This is a genomic window from Sphingorhabdus sp. 109 (genome assembly GCF_902506555.1).
In the GTDB taxonomy this organism is placed as follows: Bacteria; Pseudomonadota; Alphaproteobacteria; order Sphingomonadales; family Sphingomonadaceae; genus Parasphingorhabdus.
Window position 1 is genome coordinate 3,533,455 of sequence record NZ_LR732707.1, and the last position, 17,598, is coordinate 3,551,052.

The window sequence follows — 17,598 nt, forward strand, 5'->3', positions numbered from 1 at the left end:
TCCCGTTTTGCTAGCGCAGCTATTCCAAAACTTTTCCAATGGTCTTGCCCATCGCTTCTCTCTCAACTTCCATCCGGTCAATGAACCGTCGTAGCCGGAGCACCGTTTCTGGCAGCAGGCGATATTCGAACAAAGTCAGATGCCGGAGCAATGTATTGCGTATCGCGCCGCCGCCCTCCTGAATTGGATCGCCCATCTCACGGAAATATTCAAGACCGTAGCGCAGGATGATGGTCACGTTGATAGCGAGGTCGGCCAATCGGTCCTTGGGCCAGTCGAGCAGGCCGGCCGCGACAAATCCTGCTAGATAGGTTTGAAACTGCCGATGGGTCCGCTCGGTCCAGCCGCGCACGCCCTGCTGCACGATCTCATCATGCTCGCCGTAATCCGCTTGGTCGCGGTAAAGAAAACGATATTCGTGAAGCTCGTCAATAATAGCCTGTAACAGGGCGGTATATTCATCAACGATATCCGCTTCGCCGGTCGGCGCGCGCGACAGGCGCTTTTCGATATCCTGCGCGAACTTCTCGCTGATAGCGCGGAGGATCGCACGCTTGGCTTTGAAATGATACCAGAGATTGCCCTCCGAAATGCCGAGATGATACGCGAGCGTCGCACTGGAAACATTGCCATAACCGTTTCGGTTGTATAGCCGCCTCGCCTCCATCACGATCCGGTCGCGGGTTTTCAATTCAGTAATTCTCCAGCTTGACCATCATCTTCTTGTATCCGTGCACAAAACAGGCCGGGACGCGCTCTGGCTCTTCAAGCACATCCACCCGTAGTCGCCGCTTAGCCATTTCCTCCAGCAACACGTGCAGTTGCAACTCAGCAACCCGCGCGCCAACGCAGCGGTGGATACCATAGCCAAAGGACAAGTGTCGCCGCGCGTTTTCGCGATCAACGCGGATGCTGTCGGGATCGTCAAACACGCTCTCATCGCGATTGGCAGAGATATACCAGAGCACAACTTTGTCGCCCTTTTTCATCTGCACGCCTTCGAACTCGGTGTCTTCCATCACCGTCCGGCGCATATGGGAGAGCGGTGTCTGCCAGCGGATCAGCTCACTCACCGCATTGGGGATAAGAGACGGATCAACTTCCAGCTTGGCACGTTCTTCCGGGAACTGGCTTAGACCATAAGCATAGGCGCTCATCGAATTGCGCGTAGTGTCATTGCCGCCAACGATCAGCAGAATGAGATTACCGATAAACTCTTCCTGGCTCATCTCGCTCATCGCGTCCGATTGCATCATTACCGAGATCAGGTCTTTGCCCGGTTCACCGGCTGCCTTGCGTTGCCAGAGTTCGGCGAAGGCACCTGCCATTTCCATCGCAATCTTATTGCGCCGCGCAATCCCGCCCTCCTGATGGACCAGCTCGACATCGCCCAGCATGTTTGACCAATAGGTCAGTTTGTCGCGTTCTTCCCAAGGAAAATCAAACAGCTTCGCAAGCATGCCGGTGGTCAGTTCGATAGATAGCTTCTCAACCCAGTCAAACGGTTCTCCAATGGGAAGAGAATCCAGAACTTCTGCTGTGCGTTGGCGCACTTCGTCCTGCATTGTCTTGACCTCGCTGGGGCCAAAGGCTGGAGCAATTGTCCGGCGCTGGGCTGTATGCTGTGGCGGGTCCATAGCTATAAATTGCGGCTGGCGAAACTCGTCCGGCAGAAGGCGATCCGGATAAAATGCTATCGAAATACCGCCATATTCAAACGAAGAAGAGAAAATTTTCGGCAGCGCCTCGATGTGGACAATAGGCTTGTAGGTGGAGACCGACCAATAGGGACCGAATTTTGAATCTGGGACATATTGGATAGGTGCATTTGCGCGCAGTTTGCGGAACGGCTCCTGCCAGCGGTCCTCTGTGTAAAGTTCAGCCAGCGAAACGTCGATTGGATCAAATACAGTTTTTTCAGGTGCCAGTGTTGTTGCCATTTACTTTCTCCTCCTCAATCGCTGCTGCGACTCTCCATGTTTAGGGTTATGACCCTATTTTTTTAGTTTGGCAATCTAGCTCTGCGGCTTTGATCCTAATTTTGGGGCGCGATTACTGCGACGGCTGTGCGCTTCAATACTTATTCGGCTCCATATTCTGCTTCCTAGTGACTGTTACCCAGTACGAGAAGTTATTCGGCCGTCCGCGTTCAACCAGGATAGTTTGGTAGGCAAACGCCCACAAATGCGTGGTGATTTCAACTGATCGTCATAACAATCTAATCTTTTGAAAGAAGATGGGGCGTTGAAGATGAAACAGAGTCAGCGGATATATTTACCGACTTTCAGAAGTACGAGATATGGGATCGTTGGCAGCGCGGGGAGTCGATAAGCTCGAGTGGTCGCGGGGTTGACCGGTTTCCTCATCGATTTGTCCCTTTTTGTCGCGCACTGACGGCATTCATCCACCAAAGTAGAAGCGATCCAGATTAGGTCTTACGCTTGCTGAGCGCGAAGCGATTTCCGGTTCAATTCGCCCATCTTCATCCCAAAACTATGATCAAGGCTTTCCGATGTTCATCAAGCTCTGTATAAATTGATCCATGTAAATCGCTAGATCCCGGTTGGGGACTTTGGCAAACTGCATTAGTGCGAGAGTATGTCCGCCGCCTATGAACAATCTGGCCGCTGCTTTCACATTGAGATTTTCGCTCAGTATACCTTCACGTTTGCCACGCGAAAAAACCGGTCGAGCAATCGAGTGTAGCTTGTCCAACAAAGTAAGATATCGGGGCCATACGCCAGCGCGAACACCGGTGCTCCAGTCTAGCCAAACTTTAATGATATCAGATTTCGTGGTCGCGTCGTTGGCAAATCGGGTTGCTAGCGTCGTAAGCGCTTCTTCCACGGATTTTTTCCCACCAAGCGAATCAGTGACGAGTTTGATCAGGTAGTTTTCTACTTCGTCGAGCACCGCTGACTCCAGATCCTCCCGTGATCTAAAATAGGAGTGCACGGTTGGTATCGCAACTCCGGCCAGCTTCGCGACGTGAGAATGAGTGGCACGAGCGACACCGTTCTCCGCAAAGGCTTGGAGCGCGCAGAGTGTCAATTGTTTGCGCCTCTCGTCCGGCTTCAGGCGCCTTTTCCCCAATTCGTGTTTGTATTTCAATATACTAGGCTCCTGATTGATGGCCGGCATCACCGCTTAAATCCGAGCGCGCTTGTGTGCCGGTCATCAAAAAAAATCGCAACAGATTTTCCTTGTTGACATTATACTCACTTATAACTGATACTATACTCAATAAAAATCATATATCATCAGAGAGGATGGCCAGCATGACACGAACCGGCACTGAAGCTGCGTATGCGATACCACTTGATAAAATCGACGTAAGCTCACCAGCGCTTTTCAAGGACGATTCGGCTGGCACCTATTTTGAACGTCTGCGCAAAGAAGACCCTGTCCACTATTGCGCTGAGAGTGCTTACGGGCCCTATTGGTCGATCACCAAATATAAAGACATCATGCATGTTGATACCCATCATGACATCTTTTCGTCGGCGGCAGGCTTCGGCGGCATCATCATCGATGACAATATTCAAAAAGGTGGTGGTGAAGAGGGGCTTGACCTTCCTAATTTCATTGCGATGGACCGACCGCGCCATGACGAACAGCGAAAAGCCGTCAGCCCCATCGTAGCTCCCGGTAACCTTGCTCTTCTGGAAAGCACCATTCGCGAGCGTGTCGGGGCCGTATTGGATAGCCTGCCAATAGATGAAGAATTTGACTGGGTTGATCGGGTCTCGATCGAAATTACCACCCAGATGCTGGCCACTCTCTTTGATTTTCCGTTTGAAGATCGTCGTAAGCTGACTCGCTGGTCGGATGTGACCACAGCTGCACCTGGCGGGGGCGTCGTTGATTCATGGGCGCAGCGCAAAGATGAATTAATGGAATGTGCGCAATGTTTTCAGACGCTTTGGAATGAACGGGTAAACGAGGATCCAGGCAATGACCTTATTTCAATGTTGGCCCATTCCCCGGCGACCCGAAACATGACACCGGAAGAATATCTCGGCAACGTGCTGCTGCTGATTGTGGGCGGCAATGACACAACGCGAAATTCGATGACGGGTGGGGTTCTTGCGCTGCATCAGAACCCGGACCAGATGGCCAAATTGAGGGCCTCTCCAGCGCTAATTGAAAGCATGGTGCCGGAAATTATCCGCTGGCAGACACCCTTGGCGCACATGCGGCGTACAGCAAAGGAAGATTCGGTTGTTGGCGGTAAAACCATCCGCAAAGGTGACAAAGTCGTCATGTGGTATTTTTCGGGAAATCGTGATGATGAAGTCATTGATCGGCCTGACGCGTTTATCATCGATCGCCCGAACCCTCGCCAGCATTTATCCTTCGGGTTCGGCATCCACCGATGCGTTGGTAATCGGCTTGCCGAAATGCAACTGCGAATTTTGTGGGAGGAAATACTCAATCGCTTCGACCGCATTGAAGTGATCGGTGAGCCCGAACGTGTTCAGTCGAATTTTGTCCGAGGTTACACCAAAATGATGGTCCGCGTTCACGCGCGATAAGAGTGAAGGAATACCAATGCCATTAGTAAAGTTTATTACCGCTCAAGGTGACGACCATCTTGTCAATGTAAATGCCAATTCATCAGTCATGGAGGCAGCCCGAGACAACGGAGTCCCGGGCATCGATGGCGATTGCGGCGGATGTGCAGCTTGCGGCACCTGCCATGTTCATATCGACGCGGCGTGGATTGAAAAAACCGGTCACGCTTCGGACGGCAGTGAGAGCGATATGCTCGAATTTGTGGAAGGAGCCGATGAATATAGCCGTCTGGCCTGCCAAATATCGATTACGGAAGAGCTTGACGGACTGATCGTTCGCCTGCCTCTCGCGCAGCATTGATTTTATATCAATGACCGGCTCGATGAGGAAAAATGTTTTCGACTATATAATCGTTGGGGCAGGTTCAGGCGGATGCGTGGTGGCTAACCGTCTTTCAGCGAACCCGGCGATACAGGTCTGCTTGATTGAAGCTGGCGGAGATGACGATCAGATGCTGGTCAACGTGCCGCTTGGCATGGCCGCCATGTTGCCAACCAAAATCAATAATTACGGCTATCAAACTGTTCCACAGCCGGGACTCAATGGCCGAAAAGGTTATCAACCGCGTGGCCGTGTTCTTGGTGGATCAAGCTCGATCAATGCGATGTGCTATATCCGCGGCCAAGCCGAGGATTATGACGCTTGGGCGGCGGACAGTGCGCCGGGCTGGTCCTATGATGATGTGCTGCCTTATTTCAAGATGTCGGAATGCAATGAACGCGGTGAAGATCAATATCACGGCGTGTCGGGACCGCTTAACGTAGCAGATCACCGTTCACCCAACCCGGTTACCGATCTCTTCATCGAGGCTGCAGCGGAACAACAACACAAAACAACAAACGATTTTAACGGAGCTGAACAAGAAGGCGTTGGGCGTTATCAGGTAAACCAAAAGGATGGCCGGCGTTGGAGTGTAGCGCGCGGGTATCTGCGACCAATCCTTGATCGACCGAACCTTACGGTGATGACACGAACAAAGGCGCTTCGCATTATATTGGATGGTGAACGAGCGACGGGCCTGGAGGTGCTTTGCAACAAACGGTCTATGACACTTGGCGCTGATGCCGGCGTTGTGCTGACGAGCGGTGCGTTCGGTACGCCGCACCTTCTGATGGTATCGGGCGTTGGGCCGGAGTCCGAACTGCGACGCCATTCTATACCCGTCCGGTTGAACATACCGGGAATTGGCCAGAATCTTCAGGACCATCCTGATCATGTCACGGTATATCGCGCCAAAAGTCCTGATTTATTTGCTGTCAGCCCTGGCGGTGTCGCGCGTATTGGTGCGTCGATTCCCGACTATATCCGTAATGGTCGTGGTCCGCTTACCAGCAACGCGGCGGAAGGCGGTGCTTTTCTATCCACCAAAGGTCGTGGCAATCGACCAGATGTCCAGATGCACTTCGTCCACGGCATTATTGATGATCATTCTCGCAAGATCCATTTGGGCGGAGGGATGAGCTGCCATGTTTGCGTGCTGCGACCCGAGAGCAGGGGTTCCGTGACACTCGGTTCGGCCGACCCTCTTGCCGCTCCTGTCATCGATCCAAATTTTCTCGCAACAGATGGTGATATTAAAACCCTGTTGTCCGGCTTCAAGCTGGTGCGCGATATTATGGAATCAGACGCGCTTAAGTCCATTCGCGGCACTGAGCTTTTTACAAAGGGCATGAGCGGAGATTCAGAACTCATTGATGCGATAAGGGCGCGCGCAGATACAGTCTATCACCCGGTTGGGACATGCCGGATGGGGAATGATGAAACCGCTGTGTGTGACGAAAAATTAAAGGTTCGCGGCATTCAAAATATCTGGATCGCCGATGCCTCCGTTATGCCCAATCTAATATCCGGCAACACCAATGCCCCGGTAGCGATGATCGCCGAGCGCGCTGCAGAGTTTATTCTGGAAAACCAAAAATAAAAAAAGTCCGAAAAATAGGGAGGAAGAACATGAACAAAACATATTTGGCTGGAGGTTGCGCGTTATTTGTATTGCAAATAGCTCTATCAGGAACTGCCTTGGCCCAAACCAAAGAACAAGATACCAGTGGTTTTGAGGTAATTGTTGTGACTGCGCAAAAGCGGTCACAAGCGCTTCAAGATGTTCCCGTCGCTGTGTCCGCATTGACGGCAAAGGAACTGGAATCTCGCGGCGTAGATGAAACATCAGATTTGCAAGGATTTGTACCAAGTCTTCAGATCACCACGCCTTATGGCCGCACCCAACCGAACTTCGCACTGCGCGGCGTTTCAGTGGCTAATGAATTTAATGCTTCAACCGCTTCGCCTGTCGGTGTGTATGTTGACGAAGTTTACCAGAGCTTCCGTGCCAGCCACGGTCAGCAGCTTTACGATCTGGAACGCGTTGAGGTGTTGCGTGGGCCGCAAGGAACGCTTTATGGGCGGAACACAACCGGCGGTGCCATCAGCTTTTTTTCAAACAAACCCGAACTTGTTGATACAACTGGAACGCTTTCGGTTGGCTACGGTAATTACGACACAAAGACAATCCAAGGTGCGATAGAAACAACTCTGGTTCCTGATGTGCTTGGTATCCGCTTTGCGGGAACCTTTGCCAAGGGCGATGGCTGGCAATTCAATCCCGTTCAGAACCGCGATACCGGCACGACAAATTCGATTGCTGGCCGCCTGTCGGTCCGTTTCAAACCAACTGATACACTTGATATCAACTTGAAGGGATATATTTCCCGGGACAATCCGGTTGCACCCAACCCGTATGCGTTCGGTCAATATGCAGAGGGCCGTGATGTTTTGGGTTATTCACGTTTCGATCCCGCCCAGAATGGGGGGCGCGCGCTAAACCGCGACGAGGTATCTGCCGATACGGGCGGAAACTACTACACTCTGTCGAAGGGTCTGGCGCTAAACGTCGCCTACGAGATTAGTGACAGCCTCTCGGTTACATCGATTACCGGTTATGATACTGGGAATTACAGCATTTCTCCGTTTGACTGTGACGGTTCACCGAATGACGTTTGCGCGATCCGTTTCAATTCAACGAGCAAAAATTTCAATCAGGATCTGCGCTTTGCTTACAAGGACGACCGTTTCAATCTGATCGCTGGACTTTATTATGGTGTAGATAAAATCAAAACGCGGAACGGGATCGATTTCTTTGGTGTTCTGGATCCAGTGTTGCGCAGTTTCGGCATTGGCGACTCGTTTTTTAACGCACCTGTTTCTGCACCTCAGGCTGCTGCGATTGTCCCGGCATTTTTGGTCAATCCAGCCCTTGACCCCACTCTTGCATCGAGCTGTGCACCGGTTGCAACCGGGAATCCCAACGGGTTCCTTGATGCGAGATCGCTTATTGCCCTCCAGACCGATATCCAGATTGATAATTCGGCTGGCGGCGGCTTCGGTGGAGCCCTTTCTGCTGCGTGTCGGGCAGCTGGCGCTCCCCCATTTGGACCAATAACCGGTGAACAGAATTTCACCGTCGAACGTCCTTCCGCTGCCATTTATGCTGATGCCAGTTATGATGTGACCAACGAACTGACGGTCAGTGTCGGCTTGCGTTACACCAAAGACAAAGTGAACTACCTCAACGGACGAACAGTGCTGGTTGATTTGGGGGGAACCGAGCGAGCAAGTACGATTCCCTATACCTTCCCCTTCAACCCAAACCAACCTCCGCTTGAGCAACGCGAAAAAGAAAGCCGAGTCACGGGGCGGATCAATGTCAGTTATGATTTCACCGACGATGTGTTGGGATATGTCAATTTCAGCCGAGGATATCGCAGCGGCAGTTTTAATGGGTTAGCGTATCAGGGAACCGATCAGGTCTATTATGTTGAGCCGGAGCAGATAAACGCATATGAAGGCGGTCTGAAAACGCTCCTGTTTGATCGGCGCGTCCAGCTTAATTTAGCTGGCTTTTACTACGACTACAGCAACCATCAGGTCACTCAGGTGATTGGAGCGACGACGTTTGTTCGCAGCGCCAATGGCAAACTCTACGGCGGTGAGGCGGAACTCGCAATCATTGCTACCGATAACCTGCGCTTTGACGCATCGGTCAGCTTGTTGCGCAGTAAATATCAAGGAAATGTTGTCGATCCTACTGATCCTCGAAGCCCCACACGCAATGTAAACGGAAATCCGTTCCCCAACGCTCCACGCGAGACGTTTTCTGCAGGGTTCGACTGGGACGTTTTTGACACTGATTCAGGCAAGCTAAGTCTGCGCGGTGATGCTGCGTATACGGGAAAATATTTCTTCGATCCGTTTGGCGACTACGGCCAAACACCCTGTGATCGCCCAGGTGCACCTGGTAGCGTCCGTCCTGCAGGCCCGGCAATCACTTGCGGAAACCCGGGCTACTGGCTCGTCAATAGCCGGTTGACATATCAGAAGGATAATTTTTCAGCGAGCCTGTGGGCCAAGAACCTGACCAACAAGGTCTATTATAGCTACGGGTTGAACATAGACATCTTCGGACTCGATTATCTTAACCGGGGAACACCGCGCACATATGGCATCGAGGCAACGGTGAAGTTCTAACGTGCGGCGTGCTCAACGCTAAGAAACTTTCGGCAAGGCGAACCGGCGCTGCGTCGACCTCCGATTGTGGTCTTGGTAATTTAACATGACCAAATGACAAAGGGGATGTTGTTCAGGATTGTAAACGCAATCATTGGACCTCATCCCCTTAGATCATAATTACCTTGCACCGTTCGGGTTTTTGCGGACATCAGTTTTCGCGTCGCCGGCGAACGGAGCCCTTTGTTTGCAGTTTACGCCTAACTAAGGAATTTTGAGTATGCCTTGTTGAGTATGCCTTGTTGGAAGATAAATGGATGACTGCGCAATCTAAGCCAGATGAACAGACGGGTGAGAAAATGCGGGTTCGACTTGTAACCCCTTACCAATTGACGCTCGGTATGGAATTGCTGGAATGCAGCAGCGGGCGTTCGATCAGTCGAATGAAAGCCAATAGGCGGATTGCCAAAGCTCCGGGAAATCCAAACCTTGATCCGCTAGCACTCATGGGCTTTATGGACCAAGGATTGTCCCAATCGTTGCAAGGTTTGATTGGGACAGAAATCGGGATTTCAACTTTTGATTTGCGGATCGGACTTTTATCAGGATCTTCGATGGGAGATGAATTGACGTTGACCGCCGAAGCGGTGATGGTTGGTAAAGCATCTGCCACTGTAACAGGCAGTGTAACCAACTCGTCCCAAGATATCGTCGGAACAGCAACAGGCCTGTTTCGTTTGGGGAGCTTTCCGGGGGGTGCTCCGGCCGACTATAATTTGGTCGGTGATTTCGATCCTCAAGCAATGCCCGGACCGATGAGCACCAGTTTGGGCTTATCGGGCGCACCAGGCTCGCCACAAATTGCTGCAGGAAACCGGGCCGTTTTGGGCTGGGAGAGCGGAAATATTGTCCATGGCGGCGCCGTTGCTGCGGCGCTGATGGCTGCATGCCAGGGCCGAGTGGCAGGCGGTGAAAGTTCGATCGGCCAGCAGCTAGAGTCAATTGACATTCGTTATTTGCGTCCAGCCGTAGGTTCGCGCGATCTATTCACGCACAGCTGTTTTGAACGTGAAGGCAAAGCCGCGAGCTTTGTCCGCGCCACCTGTTTTCATGAATCAGAGAAACCACTAGCCACGGCGATAGCAACTTTTGTGCGCTAGCGCATATTTGATTGGTGTCCCGGCAGGTATCAACGGTATAATTCACCGTCCGATAATTATTAAATTAATTGGCCTGGACTGCAAAAAAAAGGGAGCGAGTGGCCCCAGCCACTCGCTCCAGCTGATCCAACGGGAGAGAAGGATCAGAACTCGCTAAAATTTTGGGAGATTAAACACTCAACATTCCCTTAGATTCCCAACCATTTTTTCCATCGCGGTTCGGATGATGGCCACGTCTGCGTTGGAAACGCCTTTGAACATCTTTTTATAAACGGCGTTAGCCTCTTTCCGAAGTTGTGGAATGATATCGATTACCTTTGGACGCAGGAATATCCGCCAGACGCGCCGGTCGCCTTCTGCGGACCGGCGTTCGACAAATCTCAGTTTTTCAAGATGATCAATCGTTAATCCGATCGTAGCGCGTTCCAGCTCAAGGCAATTTGCCAACTCGGTTTGCGTCATTCCCTCGGTCTTGATCAGATAGGCCAATGTTCTCCACTGTGTGCGGGACAAGCCGAACTGGGCAATCGATTCATCAAATGCCTTGCGCAGAACTCGGGGTACTTCCTCCAGCAAAAACGCAAACTCATCGGTCTCATTAAGGAACCCGTCTTGCGCGTTGGCACTCATTGTAGCTGTTTTGGTTGTCATGATAGTGACCATATCGTAAATTTAATATAATATAAAGCCCTTTACTGTCTATCACTATACAGCCTATAAAATCAGTATGGACCATGAAGAGAGTATCTTGGCCGGTCACAACGGCTTGCAGATCACGGCAAGCACGACTGGGCCAAAAACCGGCTTTCCGGTAATGCTTGCGCATGGTGGAGGGCAAACCCGTCATGCCTGGGTGAAGGTGCTGGACGAACTCGCAAATGCTGGCTACCGCGCGACGGCCATTGACATGCGTGGTCATGGGGACAGTGAATGGGCATCAGATGGCGCTTACGATATGCGCGATTTTGCGCGTGATCTTGTCGCTATTTCCAAGCAGCTTAGTAATCCTCCAGCGTTAGTGGGAGCGTCACTGGGCGGAATCGCGGGTATGATTGCGGCCGGTGAACTGGCTCCTGCAGGTTTTAGGTCGCTCACCTTGGTTGATATCGCGCCGAAGATGGAAGCCGTCGGGGTATCAAGAGTGGTCGGGTTCATGCAGGCCCACATGACAGATGGATTTTCCTCCCCAGAAGAAGCTGCCAAAATTATCGCCGAGTATATGCCACAGCGAGAGAAACGCACCGGCACAGGCAAGCTTGATCGATATTTACGCAAACGGGAAAACGGGCGATATTATTGGCATTGGGACCCCAATTTTATTCACCATGTGACGCACGCTCGGGACAACGCTGCCGAAGCAAAAGAGAATGGTTTCGACAGGTTAAGCGCTGCGGCTGCCAGGTTGACACTGCCGGTTCATCTCATACGCGGAGGTTCCAGCGACATGGTCTCTGAAGAAGCTGTGGCCCATTTCCAAACGCTGGTTCCTAGCGCGCTTTTAACCGACATTGCGGATGCTAGCCATATGGTCGTCGGTGACCGCAATGATGCGTTTTGTTCGGCGATAATCTCCTTTTTGAATGCGACCCACAATCGCGGTGCCGCAGCATGAAATATGATACGGAAAATCTTGCTGACGTAATGCAGATTGCGCCTTTCCATCGCTGGTTGGGTCTGAAAATTGTTCAGCAAAACAACGATCAACTGGAACTGGAAATGCCGTGGCGGGACGAACTCGTATCTAATCCCGTGATTGGAGCCGTGCACGGCGGCATATTGGCATCTCTGATCGATTTAACCGGGCTTTATGCGATTATTGCTGCAGGGGGCGTTGCCAGGGCGACCGTGGATCTGAGGGTAGATTATCATCGGGCAGCCACCAACGGCCCGCTTCGTGCAATTGGGCAGGTCGTGAAGCTAGGAAAAACCATAAGCACCGCAGACACCCGCATTTTAGATGATGATGATCGCTTGGTAGCCAGCGGGCGCGGGACATATTTGAGCACGTAAATGGGTGTCAAAAATATCATATTTCTCTTGTCTGTAGCCATGCTGGGCTTGGTTTCGGGCTGTGCGAACGACGATACTGCGAATGCCAATGATGATGACATTCAAACAAGCGCCGCATTCGAAGTAGACTTTCTGATAGCGAAGTCCGAACCTTTGGCCGATCCTGTCGAGGTTTTTGGAACGATTGCGGCCAAGCAGAGCAGCGCAATCGGCGCTCTCGTGGAAGGACCGCTTGAAACTATGTTTGTGACCGTCGGCGATAGGGTCAAAAAGGGCCAAGCGCTTTTCCAGATCAGGCAAGCAGATTATAAAAGACGGGTTGCGGAAGCATCCGCAGCGCTACGCCTGACGGAAGCGCAGGCGACACAGGCCCAGCGCCAACATGACCGCGTAATTGCGCTTTCCCCGCGAGGCTTTGTATCGAAAGCACAGGTCGAAAGGGTTGAAACAGACCTGGTCGTCGCGAAAGCGCAGGTATCTCAATCGCAATCGCTACTGGCCACGGCCAAACAGGCGCTGCGCGATACTGTTGCCCGCGCTCCATATAACGGCGTCGTTACAGCCAGATTGGTCGATGAGGGGTCCTATCTCAACAATCGCTTTTCGATGGGTGAACAATCTGCAGCCTTGCAACTACAGGAATTAGAAATAGTGGCAGCAATCGTCAGTGCTCCGCAGGCCCGGGTTGATGATTTCAAGCTCAACCAGAAGGCAAAAGTTTATATTGATGGCTTTGATGAGCCTTTCGACAGCTTTGTGTTCATCATCAATGACCGGGTTGACCCGGAATCCCGGACGGTCGAATTGCGATTGCCGATAAGAAACCCCAATTATCGAATCAGTAGCGGACTTGGCGTGCGCGCGCTTATCGAGACGCCGCCGGAATCCGCAATTATTCTTCCTAGATCAGCCGTGAAAGGTGATAGCGCAGCCGCATATATATTCCTGTTTGAGAAAGGCATCGCACGCCGAAGGGATGTAAAGGTCGAAAGCATAGATTTCGAACGGGTCAAGGTCACCCAGGGCGTCCGGACCGGCGAAAAAATCATCCAAAACCCACCATCCACTTTGCGCGATGGGCAAAAAGTAGAGCGCAAGCAAAGAAAGCCTGCACGGTAAGCTGATGTGGATTTCTGATGTCTCGATCCGGCGTCCCGTTTTTGCGACAATGGTGATTGCTTCGCTAGTCGTTCTGGGTCTGTTGAGTTTCGGGAGACTGGGTGTTGATCTGTTCCCCAAAATCGAATTCCCTTACGTTTCGGTAACAACGACTTTGCCCGGCGCGTCTCCAGATACGATCGAGACTGAAATCACCGACGTTATCGAGGAAGAGGTCAACAGCGTTTCTGGCATTCGGCAAATGCGTTCAGTCAGCGCCGAAGGCGTCAGTCAGGTCGTGTTGGAGTTTGAGTTGTCGGAAGATGCCGACGTGAAGGCCCAGGATGTCAGGGACCGGGTGGCCAGCATATTAAGCAATTTGCCGGAAGAATCGGACGCGCCTATTGTCGAAAAGCTTGATCCGGACGCAGCGCCGATACTGTCGCTGCTTATCGCAGGAGATGCGCCGGTCCGAGAACTCACGGTCTTTGCCGATGAGGTCGTTAAAGAGAGGCTTCAGCGTATTCGCGGCGTAGGTTCTATCTCCATTGTAGGTGGGCGCGAGAGAGAAATGCGGGTCTGGCTTGATCCGGCAAAAATGCGGGCAAGCGCTATTAGCACGGATAATGTCGTAGCCGCCTTGAGAAACGAAAATGCCGAGTTGCCGGGCGGCCGCCTTGAGATTGATGGTCGCAGCAAGCAATATGGGACCAGAACATTGGCGGAAGCCAATACAGCCTCGGAATTTGGCAATCTCGCGGTAGCATATCGGCCCAACGGACAGGTCACACGGGTCCGCGATATCGGTCGCGTGGAAGACTCGGTCGAGGATGAAACCAGCTATGCCCAATTAAATGGTCGCCCCGGGGTTGTGCTTGAGGTTCGCAAGCAATCTGGAAGCAATACCGTTGCAATGACCAGAGCAATCAAAGCGGAAATCGAGCAGATCAAGGACCAGCTGCCGAGCGGGGTTGAAATTGTTGTCACGAGAGAAACAGCGAGATTCATCGAATCGGCCATTGGTGATGTTCTGTTTGATCTGATGATCGCGGTGGTATTGGTTGTTTTTGTCACATTCTTTTTTCTGCTCAGCTGGCGGGCAACTTTTATCGTTATGCTGGCCATCCCGACTTCCGTTATTGCCACGTTCGCTGCCTTTGCCGCCTTCGATTTTACGCTTAATTTCATGACATTATTGGCCTTGACGGTCGCGATTGGATTGCTTGTTGATGACGCTATCGTCGTTGTTGAAGCCGTGCAAAGCGATGTCGATGAAGGCGCTGATCCAATGGAGGCCGCACCAAAAGCAACCAAGCGGGTCGCATTGGCGGTGCTTGCCGGGACATTTGCCACGTTGGCAGTGTTTGTGCCTATTGCCTTTATGGAAGGGATAGTCGGACGTTTCTTTTTTCAATATGGCTTGGCGATAGTATTTTCGGTTAGCGTCTCATTGCTGGTGGCGCTTACCCTGTCGCCCATGCTTGCGTCTCGATTCCTGAAATCGGAAAAAGAGAAAACAGGCTGGCTGGGAAAAATTGAAATCTTCCACCAGATCATGCGAAAGCGATACGAACGGCTTGTAGGTTGGTCGATCAGAAGACGATATCTCGTTTTTTTGGGAGCCATCATAAGTCTTTTAATCGGCGGTCTTTTCGCAGCAATGGTGCCCGCCACCTTCATGGCCCTCACGGACAGATCAGAGTTCCTTGCAAGTGTTGAACTTCCGTTGGGAACTGGGATTGCGACAGCTAAAGAGGCGTCGCTGCGAGCCGACGAAGCGCTACGCAATATTGAAGATGTAGAATATGTTTTCGTAACCATAGGGGCAGGTACCAATCAGAAAACCAACTTGCTCGATTTCTATTTTGATCTCAGTCCTAAACAGGGTCGATCAGTCGAGCAGGGCGCGATCATGGACCAAGCGCGTGAGGTCCTTGCAAAGACGCTGCCAGAAGCCACGGATATTTCGGTTGTAGAAGTTCCATGGGTTTCCGGTGCCGGTGTGGGATCGGCTCAGATAGAGCTTATAATTTCTGGTTCCGACCTTACGACGATCAATGAATATGCAAATATCATCGCGGAGGAAATGCGTGCTACCCCAGAACTGGTGGATGTCGCCTCTACCTACGAAGGCGGCAGGCCGGAATTGCAGATCAGGTTAGACCGCAATCGGGCCGCAGATTTAGGGGTGACGGCTCGGGATGTCGCAGCAGCAACGCGAACTTTAATTGGCGGGAGTGATGCGGGAACATTTGAAGCCGACGGCAGACGCTATGATGTGAGAGTGCGAGTGGATGAAGATAAACGGCAAACTTTGAACGACATTGCCCGGCTTCCAGTTCGATCAGGAAGTGGAAGTTTAGTCGATCTGGCGGCAGTTGCTGATATTGAAGTTGCCGACAGCCCAGCTCAGATTGATCGCGTGGACCGAGCGAGGCGAATTACAGTCATGGCAAACACGCCGCCCGGCGTAGCATTGAGCGTCGCTGTCGCTCAGGTTGAAAAAATCCTGACCAACAATCCCCCACCTGAAGGAATGTCGACCAAAATGGAGGGTATGGCGCGGAGACTGGCAGACACAACTTCTGCCATACTGCTAGCGTTTGCGCTTGCTTTTGTGGCCCTATATATTGTCCTCGCCAGCCAATTTAACAGCTTCGGACAACCTGTCCTGATCATGCTTACGGCTCCCCTTTCTTTTTCCGGAGCGTTTATTGCACTTTGGCTTTCCAATCAGGAATTGAGCATGTTCGCCCAAATCGGAATGATTGCCCTGATGGGGATCGTGATGAAAAACGGGATTCTTCTTGTGGATCTTGCCAATGAATATCGGCGGGGAGGTATGGACGCAGCGGATGCCATGCAAAAAGCCGCACCCGAACGGCTCCGGCCAGTGTTAATGACGGCTCTGGCAGCAATTTTCGGAATGATGCCTGTCGCCTTTGCTCAGTCGGATGGAGCCGAATGGCGCAATGCTATGGGCTTTATCATTATGGGCGGATTAGCGACATCGACCTTTTTGACATTGTTGGTAGTGCCTGCTGCATATGCTTTGCCTGATGACTATGCTCGGCTTAAAACCCGCGTTCGCGCAAAGCTATCGGGAGGATTGTGGAAAGAGCGCCGCGCTTAGTCAAATTGTCTCATCACGGCATCAACGCAACCTTTTGCCGATGCCGCTACAACGCACTAGGTGTTTAGTCCCGGCATTTGATGGTGTAATATTCACCCACCAATGGAAGGACGCGCTATGGGACAGATTCTACACGGGAGCGCCACCACGACAGAGACAGTCCGTCGAGCAATACAACATAGTCAAGAGAGCCTGATGGCGCTTTCGAGGCGCTACAGCATCAACCCGAAGACAGTGGCCAAGTGGAAGCAGCGCACGTCAGTGCACGACCTCCCCACCGGCCCCAAGGAGGCCAAGTCCACCGTCCTGACTATCGAAGAAGAGGCCATCATCGTTGCCTTCCGTCGGCATACACTGCTGCCGCTGGACGACTGCCTCTACGCATTGCAGGCAACGATCCCGCTCCTGACACGCTCGTCGCTGCACCGCTGTTTGCAGCGCTACGGGATCAGCCGATTGCCCGAAGTTACTGGGGACAAGGAGCCGAAGAAGAAGTTCAAGACATACCCCATCGGCTACTTCCATATCGACATCGCCGAGGTCCGCACCGCGGAAGGCAAGCTGCACCTGTATGTCGGTATTGACCGGACCAGCAAGTTCGCCTTCGTCCAGCTCGTGGCCAAGGCGAACCGGGTGACAGCCTCAGCCTTCCTGGTCTCCCTGATCAAGGCCGTGCCATACAAAATCCACACCGTGCTGACCGACAATGGTATCCAGTTCACCTTCCCGCCGCGCTACGCTGACGGTCCGACCGCCACCTACATGACCCACATGTTCGATATGCGCTGCGAAGAAAACGGGATCGAGCACCGGCTCACCAAGATCAAGCATCCCTGGACCAACGGGCAGGTCGAACGGATGAACCGAACAATCAAGGAGGCGACCGTCAAACGGTATCATTATGACAGCCATGCGCAGCTGACTGCACATCTCCACGACTTCATCGATGCCTACAATTATGGTCGGCGGCTGAAGACCCTCAAGAGACTCACACCCTTCGAATACATCTGCAAAATGTGGACAACCGAACCAAACAGATTTACGCTCAATCCAACCCATCATATGCCGGGACTAAACAACTAGGTTCAAATCAAGGTATCAAAATTCATATTTGGTATT

Annotated in this window: 14 protein-coding genes; 10 read left to right on the top strand and 4 right to left on the bottom strand. The window is 52.1% G+C overall.

Annotated elements, in window-relative coordinates:
• Window positions 1-19: 19 nt before the first annotated feature.
• The 3 genes from BOSE62_RS16835 to BOSE62_RS16845 all read right to left on the bottom strand — a co-directional run bounded on the left by BOSE62_RS16835 (window position 20) and on the right by BOSE62_RS16845 (window position 3,111).
• Window positions 20-691, bottom strand: a complete 672-nt coding sequence (locus tag BOSE62_RS16835) for a TetR/AcrR family transcriptional regulator (RefSeq protein WP_089132071.1) — start codon at window positions 689-691, stop codon at window positions 20-22.
• A 1-nt stretch (window position 692) separates the two neighbouring features.
• Window positions 693-1,940: a cytochrome P450 gene (locus tag BOSE62_RS16840; RefSeq protein WP_089132072.1), complete on the bottom strand. Its 1,248-nt coding sequence runs from the start codon at window positions 1,938-1,940 to the stop codon at window positions 693-695.
• A 559-nt stretch (window positions 1,941-2,499) separates the two neighbouring features.
• Complete coding sequence (locus BOSE62_RS16845) at window positions 2,500-3,111, bottom strand: TetR/AcrR family transcriptional regulator (RefSeq protein WP_159647809.1); 612 nt, start codon at window positions 3,109-3,111, stop codon at window positions 2,500-2,502.
• Between the two features lie 167 nt (window positions 3,112-3,278).
• On the opposite strand from BOSE62_RS16845, the gene BOSE62_RS16850 reads away from it, so the two are divergent.
• From BOSE62_RS16850 to BOSE62_RS16870, 5 genes are all read left to right on the top strand, one after another.
• The gene (locus BOSE62_RS16850; protein ID WP_313906756.1) at window positions 3,279-4,535 is read left to right on the top strand and encodes a cytochrome P450; all 1,257 of its coding nucleotides are present in this window, start codon (window positions 3,279-3,281) and stop codon (window positions 4,533-4,535) included.
• Between the two features lie 16 nt (window positions 4,536-4,551).
• Window positions 4,552-4,875 carry a 2Fe-2S iron-sulfur cluster-binding protein gene (locus tag BOSE62_RS16855; RefSeq protein ID WP_089132075.1) on the top strand — a complete coding sequence of 108 codons (324 nt, stop codon included), beginning with the start codon at window positions 4,552-4,554 and terminating at the stop codon, window positions 4,873-4,875.
• 10 nt (window positions 4,876-4,885) lie between these two features.
• Window positions 4,886-6,496, top strand: a complete 1,611-nt coding sequence (locus BOSE62_RS16860; protein WP_236554120.1) for a GMC family oxidoreductase — start codon at window positions 4,886-4,888, stop codon at window positions 6,494-6,496.
• A gap of 29 nt (window positions 6,497-6,525) precedes the next feature.
• Window positions 6,526-9,099 (top strand): TonB-dependent receptor, encoded by a 2,574-nt coding sequence (locus tag BOSE62_RS16865; RefSeq protein WP_159647810.1) that lies wholly within the window; start codon window positions 6,526-6,528, stop codon window positions 9,097-9,099.
• Between the two features lie 296 nt (window positions 9,100-9,395).
• Window positions 9,396-10,238 carry a PaaI family thioesterase gene (locus BOSE62_RS16870; RefSeq protein WP_145955437.1) on the top strand — a complete coding sequence of 281 codons (843 nt, stop codon included), beginning with the start codon at window positions 9,396-9,398 and terminating at the stop codon, window positions 10,236-10,238.
• A 177-nt stretch (window positions 10,239-10,415) separates the two neighbouring features.
• On the opposite strand, the gene BOSE62_RS16875 is transcribed toward BOSE62_RS16870, so the two are convergent.
• Window positions 10,416-10,889, bottom strand: a complete 474-nt coding sequence (locus BOSE62_RS16875) for a MarR family winged helix-turn-helix transcriptional regulator (RefSeq protein ID WP_236554121.1) — start codon at window positions 10,887-10,889, stop codon at window positions 10,416-10,418.
• A gap of 97 nt (window positions 10,890-10,986) precedes the next feature.
• On the opposite strand from BOSE62_RS16875, the gene BOSE62_RS16880 reads away from it, so the two are divergent.
• The 5 genes from BOSE62_RS16880 (at window position 10,987) to BOSE62_RS16900 (ending at window position 17,562) form a co-directional block, all read left to right on the top strand.
• Window positions 10,987-11,850, top strand: a complete 864-nt coding sequence (locus tag BOSE62_RS16880) for an alpha/beta fold hydrolase (protein ID WP_236554122.1) — start codon at window positions 10,987-10,989, stop codon at window positions 11,848-11,850.
• Window positions 11,847-12,248: a hotdog fold thioesterase gene (locus tag BOSE62_RS16885; RefSeq protein ID WP_089132078.1), complete on the top strand. Its 402-nt coding sequence runs from the start codon at window positions 11,847-11,849 to the stop codon at window positions 12,246-12,248. Before BOSE62_RS16880 ends, BOSE62_RS16885 begins: the two co-directional genes overlap by 4 nt.
• Window positions 12,249-13,367, top strand: a complete 1,119-nt coding sequence (locus BOSE62_RS16890) for an efflux RND transporter periplasmic adaptor subunit (protein WP_089132079.1) — start codon at window positions 12,249-12,251, stop codon at window positions 13,365-13,367.
• A gap of 4 nt (window positions 13,368-13,371) precedes the next feature.
• On the top strand, window positions 13,372-16,479 hold the full coding sequence (locus tag BOSE62_RS16895) for an efflux RND transporter permease subunit (RefSeq protein ID WP_159647811.1): 3,108 nt from the start codon (window positions 13,372-13,374) through the stop codon (window positions 16,477-16,479).
• 117 nt (window positions 16,480-16,596) lie between these two features.
• Complete coding sequence (locus tag BOSE62_RS16900) at window positions 16,597-17,562, top strand: IS481 family transposase (RefSeq protein WP_089132081.1); 966 nt, start codon at window positions 16,597-16,599, stop codon at window positions 17,560-17,562.
• Window positions 17,563-17,598 lie beyond the last annotated feature (36 nt).

Coding starts and splice junctions, on each gene's coding strand:
- BOSE62_RS16860 (WP_236554120.1), top strand. CDS start 4,886: ATGACCGGCTCGATGAGGAAAAATGTTTTCGACTATATAATCGTTGGG.
- BOSE62_RS16890 (WP_089132079.1), top strand. CDS start 12,249: ATGGGTGTCAAAAATATCATATTTCTCTTGTCTGTAGCCATGCTGGGC.
- BOSE62_RS16885 (WP_089132078.1), top strand. CDS start 11,847: ATGAAATATGATACGGAAAATCTTGCTGACGTAATGCAGATTGCGCCT.
- BOSE62_RS16895 (WP_159647811.1), top strand. CDS start 13,372: ATGTGGATTTCTGATGTCTCGATCCGGCGTCCCGTTTTTGCGACAATG.
- BOSE62_RS16865 (WP_159647810.1), top strand. CDS start 6,526: ATGAACAAAACATATTTGGCTGGAGGTTGCGCGTTATTTGTATTGCAA.
- BOSE62_RS16850 (WP_313906756.1), top strand. CDS start 3,279: ATGACACGAACCGGCACTGAAGCTGCGTATGCGATACCACTTGATAAA.
- BOSE62_RS16840 (WP_089132072.1), bottom strand. CDS start 1,940: ATGGCAACAACACTGGCACCTGAAAAAACTGTATTTGATCCAATCGAC.
- BOSE62_RS16875 (WP_236554121.1), bottom strand. CDS start 10,889: ATGACAACCAAAACAGCTACAATGAGTGCCAACGCGCAAGACGGGTTC.
- BOSE62_RS16900 (WP_089132081.1), top strand. CDS start 16,597: ATGGGACAGATTCTACACGGGAGCGCCACCACGACAGAGACAGTCCGT.
- BOSE62_RS16870 (WP_145955437.1), top strand. CDS start 9,396: ATGACTGCGCAATCTAAGCCAGATGAACAGACGGGTGAGAAAATGCGG.
- BOSE62_RS16855 (WP_089132075.1), top strand. CDS start 4,552: ATGCCATTAGTAAAGTTTATTACCGCTCAAGGTGACGACCATCTTGTC.